This window comes from Leptothoe spongobia TAU-MAC 1115 (genome assembly GCF_018739885.1).
GTDB classification, from domain to species: Bacteria; Cyanobacteriota; Cyanobacteriia; order Phormidesmidales; family Phormidesmidaceae; genus Leptothoe; species Leptothoe spongobia.
On sequence record NZ_JADOES010000024.1, the window covers coordinates 1 to 17996 of the forward strand.

Here is a 17996-nt window from a genome sequence, read left to right on the forward strand (position 1 = left end):
CAACCTTTGTACAGTAGGGGCTTTAGGGACATTGCTTACGCCTAACAACTAATGGGCACCAATTTTCGATCTATCTGTAATCGGGACGTTTTCTGAAAGATAGTAGTTAGTTGTTAAACTCCAGGCAGGGACTAACTACCAACCACGAACCACTCACTTCCTTTGTTTGACATGGGTACTTGAACAGGCTTCTTCACAGCTTCCTCAGATTGTTGTTTTACTGTGGGAGACATGGTGGGGAAAGAAGATCATGAAAACTCGATTTTGCGATCGCACCGAAGCAGGACAGCAGCTAGCACGACAGCTAAGGATCTATGCCAATCGTGCCGATAGTCTAGTATTGGCCCTGCCACGGGGCGGTGTCCCCGTAGCCTACGAAATTGCCCGCGCCCTCAATCTGCCCTTGGACATCTGTCTTGTCCGTAAGCTGGGCGACCCCAATAATCAAGAATGTGCTATAGGAGCCATTGCTGAAAACGGTACCCGAGTTCTCAATCAAGGCGTTTTAGGATGGTTAGGGATTACCAAACAGGTCCTTGACGAGATTACGGATCAGGAACGTCAGGAACTACAGCGTCGAGCCCAGGTTTATCGCGGTAATCTTCCCAAACTCACTCTCTACGATCGGATTGTCATTTTAGTAGATGACGGCCTGGCAACAGGGGCAACAATGCGGGCAGCGGTGATGTGGGTGCAATCTCAACAGCCAAGACAGTTAATCGTTGCCGTGCCTATTGCCTCCCAAGGGGCCTATCAACAGCTCAAAGTGCAGGTTGATCGACTGGTATGTTTGCATATCCCCCATCGACTGTATGCGATTGGCCTGTGGTACGATAACTTTGCCCAAGTGACTGATGATCAGGTGCGTACCCTGCTGAGTCGCCCGGTAGTTGTTGTTGATAGTTTTTCAGGTTAAAGGGAACAACGTCTGCGATATCCCTTGAAGGATTTTCGGAGGGATAATTAATTCGCTAACAATCATTTCAAAACAGTTGCGATTAAACTGCTCCTCAGGTGATATCAGGCATGTAGCGATCGTCTTAAACGTGTAAATTAGCTCTGGTCTGAAGACAGATCGCAAGATTCTGTTAAAACACCAGCCTTGGTAAAAGAGTTACACCAAAGAGTTACACTGCAGATTTCTTTCCAATATCCCCGCTAATCCAAGTGGAGTTTGCTCCCGACCAGTGCAATAGGACAACTTCTTCTCTGAGATCTACCTCGGTTTTAGAAGCACGTCTGGTGCGAAAGAGGTCGATATCAATCAGTTCGTAGCCCAGATCCTGGGCAATTTGAGCCAATATGGAACCGGTGGGAATATGGACCTTCAGATAGGAAGCCTGTTCGCCAACGACATAGGCTAACTGGGCACCAGGGCGCAGTCGCGATCTCAAATTAGCTAAATGACGTGCCATGCCACCAAAATAAAGTTTGGTGGCCCGTGCATATAATCGAGAGAAGCCGCTGGTTTTACCTAGTTCTGCCCGTCGCTGATCGATGGTCTGGGCAATTTCTAAAATCTGTGGGTATTTTTGAATCCATTGATCATCATTGTCATCGCTATAAACGCTGCGGCTATTGGAGCGCACCAAGTTGTGTTTGATCGCCTGTAGGCCAGCCTTATTTTCTACAAATCCGAGGAGTACTGACTCTAGTCGGGTGGTACGGGTATAGTCCTTTTCATTGGGATAGGGCGGCGAGGTAATCACCACATCAATAGAGTCAGGCGGAATATGCAAATGGGGCTGGCGAGCATCTCCCAGATGAACCACAGTAGATTGCTGTGCTGGCGACAATTCTCTCGAAATAGTCAAATCGCTTGCCATGGTATTTATCTGCTCTAGCCAATGATCAACAACCTGAGCATCAGACTTGTGCTTACGGGCAACGCTGACTTCTGGAGCAAACCTTAGATTACTGGCAAAGATGGCTGAGTTGGCTAGGGCGAGACGATAATAGGGATAATAGGAGGACGAAGTGCGATCAATATGTCCCAATAAGGTCAAAACCTTCTGTAGCGGTCGTGGGCTAATCGCATCTTTGAACAGCAGGGCCCTGGCCTCGGGAGATAGGGTAGGAGTCAAGTTTGACAGTAGAGCAAGCTCATCTCGGACTGCGGCAGCAATGGCCTCAGCTGTTTGGTAGAGAGCTGAGGGTGAAGGTGACCAATCTAGTTTTACAGAACAAGCAAAATGAGCCATGGGATTGGCTTCTATACCCATGGCTGACAAACCGAGTTTCTTGCCTTCTACAATTGTGGTACCAGTACCAGCAAACGGATCCAATACAACAGTCTTTTCGGTCACTTGAAATCGTTGCAGATAATGCCTGACCAAATGAGGTGGAAAGGAAAGCACAAAACGATACCAGTTATGAATAGCCCGATCTTTATCACTAAGCTGATTCCGAGCTTTGTGACTAAGTGCAAGGCTGAGAAGGTCTGAATCAGACAATAATTTAGGCAATGCCATTGGCAACTGTGATAAAGCACATAGCTTGGTCCTGGGCAAATCGTGAAGACTTCAAAATCAATGAAAATGAGGTCAAAGCTTGGACTGAGAGTTTGATACCTTAGTCAAAGAGTGGGCCAGAGGCAGTATAACGGATACCGGCCGATGGTCCGTCTATAGTACAGATGAATTATCTTAACAGGTATAACGAAAGTGTTTTGCAATTCCCAAGGCCTAGGGTCAACTGTCGCTAACAGGAGCATTTGACACTATTCACTGTGTCAAATCAAATCAGGTGAGACAGTTTCGACAAAACAAACGTGAGCTAGTGCTACGCTTCTCAAATTTAGGTCGTTATCACGTGGCCGGGGGCGTGACCAATCTGGCCCGTATAGGTGTATTGAGTCTGCTCCTAATGGTGTGGTTAGGCTATCGTCAGGCTCCATTGTTATGGGTCGTATTAATGGCGTTAGGTATATTATTGATTTTGGTAGAGCCGTTTGTACCAGCCCTCTATCCAGAGATAGCCACCTGCATATTTAACAAAGGGTTTAATCGATTAACCATTGTCCATGAAATTCCCCGTGGTCGAAAACGTCAGCGACGGGTCAATCATTATCGTCTTAGCCATATTGAACAGGTACAGGTTTATCGACAACGGGTGGGATTGTGGCGATGGGGATATTTCATGCTGATCCGATTGTCATCGCCTGCCAACACAATTATTCATGTTAATGGCCTATCAGACCAGGTACTGATTCAAACCGGTGTCCGCCCCATCCAGTTACTATCAAAAACAGTCCGTTATAGTTTAGGGCGACGTACCGTAGTTGACTGGTCGTTTGTAAATGTCCCCCAAGGCATCAACACCTCAGATATCGGTCGACGGATCGTTGCCCGTGACTCGATGGCGCGATTGGACAAATTTGATCTACGTCGTCTAGCCCACCTAATTGAGCAGTTTATTTGGTCGCCATAGTATAGCGTTGGTCACCTGAGCCTTGGTCACATCGGTGAGGACAATCATAATTTCAACCTGGATGTGGCTTGGGCACGTACCATACCTAAGCTCAGGTCTGTTTTATACCCAATGCCACAGTAGCAACTAAAATCGGTTAACGCATTGATCCGCTTAACGATCAGTGGATCTGTTTTATTAGCAATTTGAAATGTCAAGTCTCCGAGACACCCCATGACTGTTTCGTTATTGCCGAGGGAAAGGGTAACGGTGCGTAGATTAAAATCATGTGCAGTAATCGGCAGAATGGTATCAGGGGCAAACACCAGGCCACTGTAGCGGTTCCAGCATTTGCGTAAACTGTGGAAGACGGCATCACGGGTGGGTAGTGGCGATACCCGCTCCCCATGGCGAAAAACCGCTGGGGTAAGCAGTTGAAACATCAGATCGTGATTAGTGTCAGAGGCTTGTTCATAGAGTTGTTGATAGGTACTATGGCTAGCCCATTCATGGCCATTGGCAGGCAAAAAATTAGTGATATATAACCGTGCTGACCCCAGATACCATGTTTTATGAGCCGCTGCCTGTTTTAGTCGGGGGCTAACATGGGCAAACAGTGAGTCATCAAGCAATGAAATCCTCCACCAACAGTGAGAGCCAGCTGGGACTGAACTATTCGCATATTGAAATGGTGTGGTTTCAAGCTGCTGACGTGGCAGTAAAAATTTGAGATTACGGACAGATGTGGACTGCGGTTGAGAGGCTATTTGCAGTGGGCTCAGTGTAAAACTTTGATGCTTGTGAGTTTGTAGTAGTTGACTCAAGTCCGCATCAACGGCACTGACCAACGCTAAAAATAACCGTTGTAAATAATGACCTTTAAGGTAATGAAACGGAATAATAGATTCGGAAACTAGATTAATGACTAGACTTTCTGGCATACCCTTAGGTTGATCGGCCTTTGCTGATTTGGCCTTGTTAGAGATAGCTTTGATTACATGGGTCAGGACAATTCATATGCCTTAGAAGCGTTAAGTTACGGTGCCAATGTGACGCGTAAACGTTCGCAGGCATCAGGATGTTTGCTATATGACGATCTTTTACCTTCTTCTGGTAATAGCCATCATGTCCGGGGAAGTTAGATTCGCTAACTCTCTAAACCCATAACCCCGTTCTAGCTATGCTGATTAGCTAGAACGGGGTTATGCAGACTATGTATGAGTAAGGGTGTGCGTAAAAGTTTTGGGGAAGACTAAGCTATTTCAGAAGACGGGTAATCCGAATGTCATATTCAGTGGCTTTAGGATATTCTTTCTCTGCTTTAAATAGAGCAGTATCGTGGGCATCAGTTCGACCGTTAGCATTGATTTCGTAGCGAGTTGCCATGATGCGATTGGTAGCATTGTGCTTACCAGCGCATTCTTTGATATCAACGAACACTTCAAATGTGTGCATGATGGGCTCTCCTTATCCGCCGGATAGCAATGTCGGCGAATACCCAAGTATGTTGTGTAAACCTAGGATCACTGGTGATATACCCGAGAATAATTGATGAATCTTGGTAGTTCGACACATCTTTTTTTCGAAACGTGAACTGAACATTTAGCTAAATTTTGGCAGTTGAAAGCATACTGAAGATTAGCGCATCACCGGGAGTAGACCGTACTACCAAATTGATAATGTAGAGATGAAATAACGCTAGATCAGCCACCCAGGTCAAAAGCTGTGCGGTATGATATCACCCGAGTATGCTGCTTCCAGGCGTTTGGATGCAGTTAAACCCATCACATCGGAGAGCAGTCGTGACTATCTACATTGGAAATCTGTCATTCCAGGCTACAGAAGAAGATATTAGAGACGTATTCGTTGAGTATGGCGAGGTTTCCCGCATTACTCTGCCCATTGATCGCGAAACTGGAAAACGTCGTGGCTTTGCCTTTATCAATATGGTCAAAGATGAAGAAGAAGATCTGGCTATTGCTGAGCTGGACGGAGCTGAATGGCTTGGGCGTGAACTACGTGTCAACAAGGCTAAGCCCAAAGGGGATGATAATAGACGCCCCAGTCGTGGTAGCAACTTTTCGCGCAACCCTCTCTAAATCAGCAACGACTAAAAACTAATCACTAACCCTTCGTGAGCTAACGATATATGAGGTTCAATGTCTTTGAGCTGATGGGCCAAAGCATTAAGCATAGTATCGGTTTGGCGAGGACCATAGTGAATCATCGCCAGTTGTTTGACATGAGCTGATTGCGCTAATTGGATAGCAGCTTGCCAAGGTTTGGGCGAAGGGTGAAGATTAATTTGGTCGCACATATCTACGTACATGCCATCGTATATTAGCAACTCGGCTTGATGGGCCATAAATATTAGATTTTCATCAATGCGTTCAGGATCGGTATCGGTAGCATAGACAACCGACTTTCCTTGGTGGCTAAGCCGATATCCGAGGGCATTGGTATGACCATTTAGGCCAATAGGTTCAATGGTGGTATCACCAATTTGAATAGTGCTGCCAGGGACAATGTCATGAAACATTAGCTCCGCCTGCATGGCCTGAAGTGGCACCGCAAATCCTGGCTTGAGCATCTGTGTAGTCAAACATTGTTTGATCGAAGCCCCATTGGCTGCAGTGCCACCATATATATGAAACTGATTGCCAGGCTCAAAGGCAGGTAAGAAAAATGGAAACCCCTGAATTCGATCCCATTGAGTGTGGGTAAAAAATAGATGTCCCTTTACAGGGTTTGACTGTTGGTGAAGGCTTTCACCTAGAACCCTAAGACCAGTACCACCATCAAAAATAAAACGCTGCTGATCAGCCAAAACCTCAATGCAGCATGTGTTACCTCCGTAGAATGCTGTGGCAGCCCCAGGTGTTGGCACACTGCCACGCACACCCCAAAACTTGATCGAGATGTGTGGCTGATACTGAAGTGTGCTTTCTTTACCTGACCGATAGGCAGATACACTCACAGTATGTATTCCCAAATTGTAAGCATACTCATAGAAGTTTGGTCGTCCCCAAAACGACTAACTCAAGTTAAACAGTGAGCATATAGGGACACATTTTATACGGCGATGTGCCCCTATAATGCTTAATCCACTATTCGAAGAGTATTCACCAAAGACCGGACTACTTAGCAGCCGCGATACACTTCTCAATTAGAGGCTGAACCTCATCTAACCCCTTCCAGCCTAGAATTTCGGTCACCTTTTTCTCTAGATTTTTGTAACTTTTAAAGAATTCTGCAATTTCGTCTAAGCGATGGGAGGCAACATCATCAAGGGTTTTAACATCGGCATAGCGAGGATCTTTGTCAGGAACACATAAAATTTTCTCATCGCGATCGCCACCGTCGATCATTTCAAGCATACCAATCGGTCTGGCTGCGATTACACAGCCAGGAAATGTAGGCTCATCCATAAGTACCATGCCATCTAGGGGATCCCCATCGTCGGCTAGGGTGTTGGGCACAAAGCCATAATCATAGGGATACTGGACGGATGAAAAGAGGACGCGATCTAAAGCAAACGCGTTGAGATCCTTATCAAACTCATACTTGTTTTTGCTACCACCCGCGATTTCAATCAATACATTGATCAAGCCTGGTTTAGGCTGAGCCTCAATACGAGATAAATCCACGATACTTCTCCAACTACTTATGACTAACCGAGATAGATCCTATAAATCGTCTATCCCGATAGCATTTTAGGAGAAAAGGGAGTCAGCACCCATGATATGGCTAGATCTTATTCGTTAGTTTGTATTACTGAATAGGGCAGTCCCCTTAAGGTGTCTATAGTTGTTGAGGAGAAGTAGGCAACTGTAAATAAGGGTAAGGTCAATGTTGCCAAAGCAATAACCATACCCAGTAAATTTACGAGCGGACTATGGGGGGTCTCAGAACTAGACTCTAATTGACTGGCAGATTCCATGCTGGAAGATGTACAAAAATCAATGAAAAACGGTTGTTTATACGCAGCTTGAAGCGCAGGCAGCGGGTAAAAAATTAGATATTAAAACGGTCCAGCCCTACGGTGGTCTATTCATGAACGAGTGATTTTTGTTGCGTACGGAATAACAGCATCCACTAGGGTAAACATCAACTAGTCTGCACTAAATTACTGATAGCAAGTGCTAAAACTTAGCATTTGCTAGACACGCTCACTTGATTCAAGGTTAACACTGCTTTGTAGATCTGAACTTAGCTAAGCACGGGAAAAATTAGACTTTTCGTCCCTTAATGTAATATGGCACAAGCAATAGAAAGGGCAGTCAACCTAAATGAGAATCGCTACAGATATTAATGATTTGCTGAATTATTAATTGGAATTGGTTTGTTCGATTAGTTCACGAATGATTTTGAGTTCGGCAAGTACCTGGCGCAATAGCTGATGGGTTAGGGTTTCTGGGGGTTGACTAATCTCGATGGTGACTTGCTTGATGCCGAGGACATCTTGAGCAAAGCGGGCCACTTCATTGGGGTGAAACATAAGTGGATCTTCTTTGTTCTGCCTGGATTCTGGATTAAGACGGGTGTGGTCAAAAGTTGGATTGAGAATCAAGGCATCGGTATTGGCATAACGATAGACCGATGCTCGCGAACGATTAAGCACTTTTTGCACCGCTTCGACAGTCATTAAGTTTTGCGGATCAGTATCGGCGGAAACTTGAGGCTCAATTGTATTGATAGCAGTCGCTACACCGTCTAATGCATTGATGATGTCGGGCATGGAATGACCAAATCTCTATTTTATGGTTAGACACACTGTACTCATAATGAGCCTCATGTCAATACCTCACAGTCTTAAAGGTAGACAGCAAAACTGTCTACCTTTAAGACTGAATGCACTCATAACGAGTCCTATTTCAATACCACTAATCTTTCTTTGAGACTCATTGAGAGGGACAAAATCCTGACTGATAGCACCCGGTATCGAAGGTCATCTACAAGGGAGTGCCCCTGCAGGATGGTCTTGGTGGAGATATGAATATCACTGCAGCAAATTTTGCAAAGACTGACATAATGAACTGGTTTCTCCGAGACCAGTTGTTTGCCACTCGAATGTATGAAAGCTAGGGTACTCGTCTTGCTTCTGTTATTCTTTTTGAGTTTCAATACCTGGTCAGAAAATTTAAAGCGGCCAGGTATTGATTTTTATCATTATTGGGGAGTTGCAAAAGCCCAGCAGCTAAGCACTTTTCCATTGGCTAGTCCCTACATCCACCCAGATGCCTATGCCACTGTATTAAACCGGTATACGGCGTCAGTTGACAATCCAAGGCTTAAGGCTGCAAATGCTTATCGTCAGGTATTGGACTTAACCGGTACTCCTCTGCTGTATACATTGTTTGCAACGTTACCCAAACACTATGGGCGAGCATTAGCCAGTTATCAATGCCTACAAATATTGATGTTTGTTACGGCGATTGTTCTGATCGGCATTCTAAAGGGGCAGCCCCATGGTTTTTGGCCATTAGCCTTGGTCCTATCGGCTACCTTTGTCCCCTTTACAGTTGATTTAGGAGTTGCTAACTTAAACGCTATTCAGCTCTTTTTAGTCACTATTTCAACCTTACTAGTCGATAGGGCTACGGGCGGTATTCCTCGTGAGAGGACTAAGAGCGGGGTCATAGTCCTCTGCCTATTTATCTTTATTGTGCTGCTAAAACCTAGCCTTTTGTTACCTATATTGTTTCTGGGGCTAGCATTTGGGTTGAAGTATGGAATCCCTAAATTAACGGTTTTAGTGCCTGTGGGTATGGCATTTATAGCGCTTATTGTTGCATCGACAAGTATATTCCTAGGGTCGTCTCGAGTTTGGTTGGATTGGTATGAGACTCTATCCAGTTCTAAAGATCGGCTAACTTATCCAATTGAAGCGGGTAATTTTTCAACAACGTGGCTGCTTTCAAGCGTTAGTCAGATTGATATTAGTGCTGCTGTTCTTGGCATTTTCTCGCTATTAGCTATCTCATTAGGTGGAGCTGTTATTCTGCCTGCTCTAAGAAAAAAAATAGCAATCCATCAGAGCATCCATGTGATGGCTGAGATTATTAAGAATACAGGCCTGGTAGTTAGTCTGGCCCTAACAGCAACGCTGGCATTGTCTCCCTTGGTGTGGTCTCACTATTACACGCTGTTATTGTTTCCAATCCTGTGGCTGTTCGACTTTGGTCGCTGGAGTGCCAAGAATATAGTTGGCCTTCTATCGCTTATCTTCTCGGGGGGAATCCTGCTTAAGATTATTGCTGTTGTATGGTTGCCTAGCCCTGAACTGCGGTCTCTAAACTTTTGTATTGGGTGTTTGCTGGTATGGGTGGGGCTTTTATTAGCGGTGGTTGAGATGGCAAATAAACGTTTGGGGAAATTGGTCTTATCGGCAGAATAGATTGTATTTCAGAATGCAGAAAATAGCATTAACACCGTCTTGCCAACCAATTTTTTTGCCTTCTTGATAGGTTCTACCGTAGTAAGAGATGCCAACTTCGTAAATGCGGCACTGCATTTTAGCAATTTTGGCAGTAATCTCAGGTTCAACCCCGAAGCGTTTTTCTTCAATGGTGAGTTTGTGAATAACTTCTTGGCGGAAGGCTTTGTAACAGCATTCCATATCTGTCAGATTAATATTTGTCAGCATGTTGGATAACGTGGTTAAAAAGCCATTGCCAACTCGATGCCAGTAGTAAACGACGCGATGGGGGTTGTCTCCTTGAAATCGAGACCCAAAGACGACATCGGCTTTATTGGCTAAAATAGGACCAATCATAGCCGGATATTCCTGGGGGTCATATTCTAGATCGGCATCTTGGATGATGACGATATCGCCGGTTGCGATCGCAAATCCACTACGAAGAGCTGCCCCTTTACCCAAGTTTTTGGAATGATAGACAATCCGGTCAATCTCATTAGCCAGCTTAGTTTTTAATAGCATTTGGGTGCCATCTGTGGAACAATCATCGACGACAATAATTTCAATGTCGTTGATGGGTGACGCTTTGACGGCTTGAATAACCTGGCTAATAGTACCAACTTCGTTAAAGCAAGGGATGACAACTGAGAGTTTCATGTCGTGTGGACTGAAAGGGATGAGCCAATGCTCCATAGGGCAGTGCGATCGCGCTGCTAATGGGTCTTACCCATAACAGCATGCACATCTTTATTGAGCAATGTGCTAATCATTACAAGTTTTCTAGTTAAAAAGGATAGGGGCCAGGGGCAGTCGGAAAAACTAGCCTTATAATTACGTAGACTGCTATGTTTTACATATTGCCCCAGCTGGCGGCAGGTCTTTAGGATAATTTTTGCTGACTGTACATCTGAACAACCCTAAGCATCTTATGGTCTGACATGCTAAATCCCAATCCGTTTTCATCCCGAACCCAGAGCATTAGAAATGTACAAGTCATAGTAAGGGTATGCTCATCGATGGGTGTATGAGTGTAGATCTGGGCGCAGTAACAAGCTTTTATGACACGCAATTTAGAACAATTTTCAACCACCCAACTAAGTCGCTCCGCTGAAACCGTGCTTCAGAAGGTGGTGCAAGGAACTGCCGCCGTTACGGGTAAAGATTTCTTCTCAGCGTTAGTGGAAAATCTGGCTTTAGCCTTAGGGGTACAAAATTGCGTGGTGACTGAGTTAAGGCAGGATGGTCATTTGCATACGTTAGGATTTTTCCGGGATGATCAGCTGCAGCAAAATATCAGCTATGACCCGATGGATGGTCCCTGTGAGACGGTACTAACTGAAAATGAATATTACTGTCCCTATGGGATTCAAGACTTGTTTCCAAATCACCCGGTTTTGTCAGCGCTTGGGGCCGATAGCTATATTGGGGTTGGGTTGCAAAATGTGGAGGGTAAAATCCTGGGGGATTTGATTATTGTCGATAGTCAACCCATTTTGGATCGTCAGTTACACAAAAGCATTCTACAGATTTTTGCCGCTCGAGCGGCTGCAGAATTGGAACGGCAACGGGCCACCCTGGAACTGCAGCAACTTAATGAAGAGTTAGAGCAGCGGGTGGAACAACGTACAGCTGCGTTGCAAGCGGCTATACAGGATCTGAAGCAAACTCAGGCTCAGCTCGTTCAAAGTGAAAAAATGTCCTCTCTGGGGCAGTTGATCGCAGGGATTGCCCATGAGATCAACAATCCTAATACGTTCATTGTTGGTAATGTCAGCCATGTTTCTACTTATACTAATCAATTGCTAGAGCTGGTCAGGCGCTATCAACAGGTGATGCCTAATCCATCGCCTGATATTCAAGCTGCGATCGCAGACTGTGACCTGGACTTTGTGCAACAGGATTTACCTCGTCTGTTGGGTTCGATGCAAACTGGTAGAGATCGCATTCAGGAGCTGGTGCGCTCCTTTCGGAATTTTGCACGACTCGGAGAATCGGAGAAGAAGGTGGCAGATCTGCATGAAGGTATTAACAGCACCTTAGTATTGTTATCTCATCGACTCAGACCCTCAGCCAAAAGATCTGAGATTCAGGTTATTAAACAATATGGAAAGCTACCCAAGATTGACTGTTACCCTGGGCAACTCAACCAGGTTTTTATGAGCATTCTCACCAATGCTCTTGATGCCTTAGATAAAGGTGTAAAGAATCAGCAGCTCGAACCTTGCATTCACATTAGTACTGCCGTGGAAAAGGATACTATCGCTATTCACATTGCCGACAATGGTATGGGTATCAAGCCAGATTTACAAAAACATCTATTTGAACCATTTTTCACAACGAAACCAGTTGGGCAAGGTGTTGGACTAGGTCTGGCGATGAGCTACCAAATTGTAGTGCATCAACATAATGGCAAACTTTACTGCCAGTCTTCAGAGGGAAAGGAAACAACATTTACGATTGAAATTCCTATTCAAGTTGAAACAGCCGTGGGATTTAGTTGAGGAATCTTGCCAAGGAAAGTTCAAGGGTGAGAGCAGCATCGGTAAGGTTTTTTCTCAGCGTTGGCAGAAAAGCTGGTAGCAGCATAAGGTGCTCGGAACCGTGTGGTTACAGATCAGGGAGGTACAGGGCCTTTGCCAGTTGCTTCTATGGGTGTAAAGTATTGTGCGCAAGGGGTTCGGCGGCCAGAAAGTAAGAGTATAAATTTAGTCCATTATTAGTCCACCAAAGCAAGTCTTGACCTCATAGGCCCTGCAAATAAGATGTTTCAAGAAGCTGAGTAACTGCCTAATACGCAACTAGTCAAAGACAGCAAAATTGGACTGGGCATATTTATCAAGCAAAGAACTCAGCAACCTTTCCTTTTAGAATTTTGTCGCAGCGCGCAAAATTCTAAGCCACCTCACCGAGCGCCCCCACAGGCTCCCAGGAATATCCTAGATATTTTTTCGTGGGTTCTAGGGCGACGGAACGCCCTAACCATGGGGGTGTGGGGAACTCGGAGGGACCCCACGCAGCCGGTTTTGCCATTAGTCAACCCTAGATTGGCTCAAGTTTCGAGGATTTGCTGCTTAGAATAGGCTTACTAAGCTCCTGCACCTGGCACGGACAGTAACCTTATGACACTCCAGCAACTTCAACCTCAGTTATTAGCCCTATCTGCAGAAGAAAAGGCTCAGGCCATAAATCTACTAGTAGCTAGTCTTAGCGATAGTTGGCCTGGGATTAAAAAAACATCGGGGGTAATGGGTGGGGATGCCTGTATTCGTCAAACGCGAATTCCGGTTTGGTTGCTGGTAAGTTTGCGTCACCAGGGGGCGACCGAAGCTTATTTGCTTGAGGATTATCCAGATTTGGCGGCAACTGATTTAGCGAATGCCTGGCTCTATGCAGACACTCACTCTGATGAGATTGCTGCTGTTATACAGTGTCAGGTGTCTGCATAGTGATAGCTAAACCTTATTCACAAAAGGAAGGGCCAATGACGGCAGCGATTGGTGAAATCATCCGTAATGGAAATGTATTTGATGTCAAAAATTGGTCAATGACTATGCCAACGGCAGATGAGTTTTTTCAGGCGGTTGATGCATTATTCAATACGTTGTCAGAGCGTGAAATTGACTATGTATTGGTGGGTGGCATTGCTTTACTCAGCTATGTAGAGGGGCGTAATACTCAAGATATTGATCTGATTTTGGGGCGTACTGCCCTCGATGCACTGCCAGAAATTACTGTTAGGGACGAAAATAAAAATTTTATTCGTGGTGCCTTCGAACGATTACAGGTTGACATTTTGTTGACGCAGAATGATTTATTTCGATTGGTATTAGAACAATTTTCTACAGAAAGACAGTTTGGAGAACGCACCATTTGCTGTGCCACTGTCGAGGGATTATTTCTGTTGAAGTGTTATGCCTTGCCTTCGCTTTATCGTCAAGGAGACTTTGGTCGGGCTAGCATTTATGAAAATGATCTGCTGTTGCTACTTTTGAAATATTCGATCGATATCGATAATTTGTTTGCTATTTTGTCTAAGCACCTCCTGGCTACTGACTTAGCTGAGGTTGAAACTATTATGGGTGAAATTCAAGGACGAATTCGTCGATTTAAGCTGCAGCAACAAAATCTGGAAAAAGATTCATAGTCAAAGGTCGCAAATGCAGTCTTTATGCGAATAGCGATACCTCATCCCCTCTCGGGATGGATCCCCTTTTGGAAAGGGGATGGGGTGGGTTGACCGTTAGCGCTAGTGATCGAAACCCACCCCGCCTTACAGGCACACTTCCCGAGAGGGGATGAGGTCGGTAGTCTGTTAAATGAAATTTAACTTGCAAAGATAGGTAACTACTTACTGACCGCTAAGGTTAGGAGGTATTGAAAACTCGAACTCCTCTGAGGGATTCTCTACACTAACCTTGCCAGTAAAGGTATGTAGGTTTCCCTGAAACAACACATTTAAAGAGAAGTCAGCGGAAGTTGGCCCATCTTCACTGCACGCCTCATCGAACTTTACTGTGACAGTATAGTTGCCTAGAGGAGGAGAGCTGTCTAATGGCCATAGGACATTATCAATCTGGGTTGTCGTTGGAAATGGCTCGGCACAGTTAGAGTATCTTTCTATGTCGCGTCTATCGCCGTTAGGATCAAAAACATCCATGTCTAGGTCAACGGGTCCAGTCCAGTCCAGAGTAACTTGCACATTTCCGGGAGGAAGTGCGCTTGTAGAAGCTTGTTCAATAATCTCTGGTGTAAATGGGTTTTCCAGATTCTGTAAGATGCTGAGCCATTGTTGTCGGAGGGCTTTAAATTCCCCTGGCAAAAATAGAATCTGATCACTATCGAGCCAGTCTACAACAACCTCCAAATCTTGAGCAGCACCAGTCAAATCATTAACAAGGGCTCGGGCTATGCTGCGAGCTTGCCAGCCCCATTTATTATTATCCGGTGCTAGAGCAAGGCTATTGTCACAGGCGAATAAAACTTCAGCCGAGGCTTCATAACGACTACCATTCCAACACAACATTTCCCAATCCGCAGCAATAATATCTGCGCCAAAATCTTGAGCCTGTTGATAGGCTAAAATCGCCTCGTCAATATTTCCACTTTGAGCCAGTTCTTTGCCTTGATTAAGTCGGCCAGTTGCCACAAGCGCAACCGGATCAGTCTCTCGAATGTCCTCAGTTGATGGAATCAAATCAATAGTGGGATCTAAAGTCAGGGCTTCTCGATAAGCGATAATTGCTCCTTCGACATCGCCTCGCTCTGCAAGTCTTTCGCCAGTTTCCACTCTATGTAGTGCAACTCGCCTAGCAGCGACGATTCTGGGGTCACTGTCTAATGCATCAGTATCTGGATCCAGATCAACCAAGCTGTTCCAGCTTTGAGCAATTTGTAGTTGAGCTACACTTTCATCAAATTTTCCACGCCGGGCAACTTGCAGGGCCTTAACAACTAGTGTAGGTGCTGCTTCCGCCAAAAGCGAAGGAGTCTGACAAGCCTTTAACGTATTTAGATCCTGAGGATGGGTCGTTAAATAATCACTGATCCAGCCACAGCTTTTGGCAATTAGATCTTCCAGCTCAAAATTCCACAACTTCACCGTACCATCAGCGCTGGCGCTAGCCAGGGTCTGACCATCCGGAGCAAAACTCACACTCCAGACCGCGTTGGAATGGCCTTCAAGGGTTTGTAGTTCTCGCCCACTTTTGTCCCATAGCTTCACCGTACCATCAGTGCTGGCGCTCGCCAGGGTCTGACCATCCGGAGCAAAACTCACACTCCAGACCGCGTTGGAATGGCCTTCAAGGGTTTGCAGTTCTCGCCCACTTTTGTCCCATAGTTTCACCGTACCATCACCGCTGGCGCTAGCCAGGGTCTGACCATCCGGAGCAAAACTCACACTCCAGACCGCGTCGGAATGGCCTCCAAGGGTTTGTAGTTCTAAATAATCGGGCGCATAATAGGCTTCTCGCAGTACCGAAATGGCTTGCAGTCGGCGGCTAGGTAAAATTGAACTTTTTAGATCGCTACTAACCGCTGAGACCAGCTTGCCATGAGATTTCATAGTTAACAAAATCTGGCCAACACTTGAGATTGATTCTCGTTGTTTAATTTCTTGTCCTAGTTCTAAAGCAGTTAGCAAAGCCTTAAAGTTCAGATTGCTAGCCATGAGATTTTCGACAGTCAGTGCTTCTGCTTGAATATCAGAATTCAAGGCTTGAATTTTAGCTTTCTGTTGTTCTTGTTCAGCTCTTGCTGTGGCACGTTGAGCCTGAATCGCATTTTCCTCAGCAAGTTTAGTTTGATCACGTGCAATATTTGTTTGTCGCTGAGCTTCCGCCTCTCCCTCTTCTGCCCTCACCACAGCAGTTTCTGCAAGTTGACGCTGTTCAGCCTCAGCTTCTTGCGCCTGCTCAGCTTCTTGTTTTCGTTTTTGCGCCTCAGTATTAGCAGTTTCTGCTTTTTTCTTGGCCTCCACAGCTTCAGAACGTTTGCTATCTGCTTCTTTACGCGCTAATTCAGCATGACCAAGGGCATCTTCTAAATCTTTCCCCCGTTTCTCTAGCTCATCACCACGGTCATTAGCAAGTTCTGTTTGTTCCTTCGCTAGTTCTGTTTGTTCATTTGCGACTCCCCATTGCACATAGGCATATCCTGCTGCACCCATAGCCACACCAGATAGCATGAGTAAGCTACCAATAAAACTATAAAGCACTCTATTTTTCCGACGCTGGACCAGTTCTTTATCTCCAGCACTGGCATCTAAAAACGCCATCGTCTCCTCAAACTCAGGTGCATAGCGCCCCGCCCAAACCTCATTAGGCTGCACCACCTGTCGCCAGGTCAAACCAACCGTCAATTCCGGATCCTGCAAATAACCAGCCTGCCCCGCTTCATGCAATGCTGCAGTCTCCGCCAATCGCCGATAAATCTGAGCCGATTGCGCCTCATCATCCACCCAATCCTTCAGACGCCGCCACACCCGCATAAAACTCTCATGGGAGATATCCAAAACACTGGCTTCACCCAGCTCCACCCCCTCTGGGGGTATTAAAAACGAACGCCCCGTTGCCCGAAAAGTATCCACTACCCGAATCACCTCTTCCGGTGTAGCTCCAGCAACGGCACAAACTTCCGCGAGAGACGTAGGCCGCCGAATCTCACGATTATCTGGCCCTTTCTCTGTTAAACACTTAAACAACTTCTCCGCAACCGTTTGTGAGCGATCATCCAACGACTGATAAATTTCATCCGCATGTTGCGATAGCGCCCCAGTCATGCCACCAACCGCTTCATAATGCCGCAAGTCCAAAGGCTCATTTGGACCATGATCTTGGGACCACCGCCGCCACGTCCGCATCATCGCATGCTGCAAAATCGGCAACTGATCCGGGTCATCCCCCATATCATTCAGCACCCGATTCACCAATCTTGGCATAATCGTTGCCTCGCCCACCGCCACTGGACCCTCAACCGCACTCCGCCGCTGGTCCCGCGTCATCCGTGGAATCAAATACTGACTGTCATTGATCGCCTCCGGCAACCCACGAAACTGAGCACAGTCCCCCAAAAAGTCTGACCGCATCGTCAGCACCACATAGATAGGAACTTCCTCCTGCTGCACCGCCGTCAAAAACAACTTCACAAACGCAGCCGCCTCATCGTCAGCCGCCACCGTATCAGCCATGCGCTTAAACCGAAACAGTTCCTCAAACTGATCGATCACCAACAACAAACTTTCCCGCACCGCCATCCGGGCCTGCTTAACCACCTCAACCAGACCTAAGTCCCCTCGCCGCAGAGTAGTTTCCGTAAGCTCAGTATATAAGTCACGATCAGCATCCTCTGGAGCCTGACCAAACACATCAGGCTGATTCAGCGCCTCAGCCAAATTTCGAATCGGGGCATTCCCTGGCCGCATCAGCGCCACTCGCCAGTGAGAACTCGCCTCATTCAAGAAACCACTGTAGAGCGATGGCAATAACCCTGCCCGCACCAATGATGATTTACCACTACCCGAGGAGCCTACCACCGCTAAAAAGCCCGTTTGATGCAGACGTTCTAGCAGCTCATCCGCCTGACCCTCACGACCAAAAAACAGATGCTCTTCATCCAGGTCAAAGGGGCGTAGACCCGGAAATGGATTTGTTATCGTAGGTGAAGCAACCAT

The 17996-nt window shown here is 46.0% G+C and carries 15 protein-coding genes; 7 read left to right on the forward strand and 8 right to left on the reverse strand.

Translation table 11 applies throughout. The annotated features are described in order from the left end of the window. Positions 1-250: 250 nt before the first annotated feature. Positions 251-916: a phosphoribosyltransferase gene (locus tag IXB50_RS12895; RefSeq protein ID WP_215609386.1), complete on the forward strand. Its 666-nt coding sequence runs from the start codon at positions 251-253 to the stop codon at positions 914-916. A gap of 211 nt (positions 917-1127) precedes the next feature. Here the strand turns inward: IXB50_RS12895 and IXB50_RS12900 are convergent, their stop codons facing one another. After that, positions 1128-2471, reverse strand: a complete 1344-nt coding sequence (locus tag IXB50_RS12900) for a DNA methyltransferase (RefSeq protein WP_215609387.1) — start codon at positions 2469-2471, stop codon at positions 1128-1130. Positions 2472-2745: 274 nt separating this feature from the next. Between IXB50_RS12900 and IXB50_RS12905 the strand changes: the two genes are divergently transcribed. After that, positions 2746-3429 carry a hypothetical protein gene (locus IXB50_RS12905; protein WP_215609388.1) on the forward strand — a complete coding sequence of 228 codons (684 nt, stop codon included), beginning with the start codon at positions 2746-2748 and terminating at the stop codon, positions 3427-3429. Positions 3430-3473: 44 nt separating this feature from the next. Here IXB50_RS12905 and cas6 read toward each other — a convergent pair whose 3' ends face one another. Continuing rightward, entirely contained in the window at positions 3474-4349 is an 876-nt protein-coding gene (gene cas6 / locus IXB50_RS12910; protein ID WP_215609389.1) for a CRISPR system precrRNA processing endoribonuclease RAMP protein Cas6, read from the reverse strand. Positions 4350-4665: 316 nt separating this feature from the next. Beyond that, positions 4666-4863 (reverse strand): hypothetical protein, encoded by a 198-nt coding sequence (locus tag IXB50_RS12915; RefSeq protein ID WP_215609390.1) that lies wholly within the window; start codon positions 4861-4863, stop codon positions 4666-4668. Between the two features lie 347 nt (positions 4864-5210). Between IXB50_RS12915 and IXB50_RS12920 the strand changes: the two genes are divergently transcribed. Continuing rightward, positions 5211-5507 (forward strand): RNA recognition motif domain-containing protein, encoded by a 297-nt coding sequence (locus tag IXB50_RS12920; protein ID WP_215609391.1) that lies wholly within the window; start codon positions 5211-5213, stop codon positions 5505-5507. A gap of 11 nt (positions 5508-5518) precedes the next feature. On the opposite strand, the gene IXB50_RS12925 is transcribed toward IXB50_RS12920, so the two are convergent. From IXB50_RS12925 to IXB50_RS12935, 3 genes are all read right to left on the reverse strand, one after another. Continuing rightward, positions 5519-6385, reverse strand: coding sequence for an MBL fold metallo-hydrolase (locus IXB50_RS12925; protein ID WP_215609392.1), 867 nt, complete (start codon positions 6383-6385; stop codon positions 5519-5521). Positions 6386-6545: 160 nt separating this feature from the next. Next, a complete protein-coding gene (locus IXB50_RS12930; RefSeq protein ID WP_215609393.1) occupies positions 6546-7055 on the reverse strand; it encodes an inorganic diphosphatase in 510 nt (169 codons plus the stop codon). 680 nt (positions 7056-7735) lie between these two features. Next, positions 7736-8146 (reverse strand): resolvase, encoded by a 411-nt coding sequence (locus tag IXB50_RS12935; protein WP_246564467.1) that lies wholly within the window; start codon positions 8144-8146, stop codon positions 7736-7738. Between the two features lie 474 nt (positions 8147-8620). Between IXB50_RS12935 and IXB50_RS12940 the strand changes: the two genes are divergently transcribed. After that, positions 8621-9805, forward strand: a complete 1185-nt coding sequence (locus IXB50_RS12940; RefSeq protein WP_215609394.1) for a hypothetical protein — start codon at positions 8621-8623, stop codon at positions 9803-9805. On the opposite strand, the gene IXB50_RS12945 is transcribed toward IXB50_RS12940, so the two are convergent. Further along, on the reverse strand, positions 9791-10483 hold the full coding sequence (locus tag IXB50_RS12945; RefSeq protein ID WP_215609395.1) for a glycosyltransferase family 2 protein: 693 nt from the start codon (positions 10481-10483) through the stop codon (positions 9791-9793). The two genes, IXB50_RS12940 and IXB50_RS12945, sit on opposite strands and share 15 nt — an antisense overlap. A gap of 401 nt (positions 10484-10884) precedes the next feature. On the opposite strand from IXB50_RS12945, the gene IXB50_RS12950 reads away from it, so the two are divergent. The 3 genes from IXB50_RS12950 (at position 10885) to IXB50_RS12960 (ending at position 13970) form a co-directional block, all read left to right on the forward strand. Further along, entirely contained in the window at positions 10885-12327 is a 1443-nt protein-coding gene (locus IXB50_RS12950; RefSeq protein WP_215609396.1) for a sensor histidine kinase, read from the forward strand. Between the two features lie 618 nt (positions 12328-12945). Beyond that, positions 12946-13272, forward strand: coding sequence for a DUF433 domain-containing protein (locus tag IXB50_RS12955; protein ID WP_215609397.1), 327 nt, complete (start codon positions 12946-12948; stop codon positions 13270-13272). A 35-nt stretch (positions 13273-13307) separates the two neighbouring features. After that, positions 13308-13970, forward strand: a complete 663-nt coding sequence (locus IXB50_RS12960) for a hypothetical protein (RefSeq protein WP_215609398.1) — start codon at positions 13308-13310, stop codon at positions 13968-13970. Positions 13971-14174: 204 nt separating this feature from the next. Here IXB50_RS12960 and IXB50_RS12965 read toward each other — a convergent pair whose 3' ends face one another. After that, on the reverse strand, positions 14175-17996 hold the full coding sequence (locus tag IXB50_RS12965) for a WD40 repeat domain-containing protein (protein WP_215609399.1): 3822 nt from the start codon (positions 17994-17996) through the stop codon (positions 14175-14177).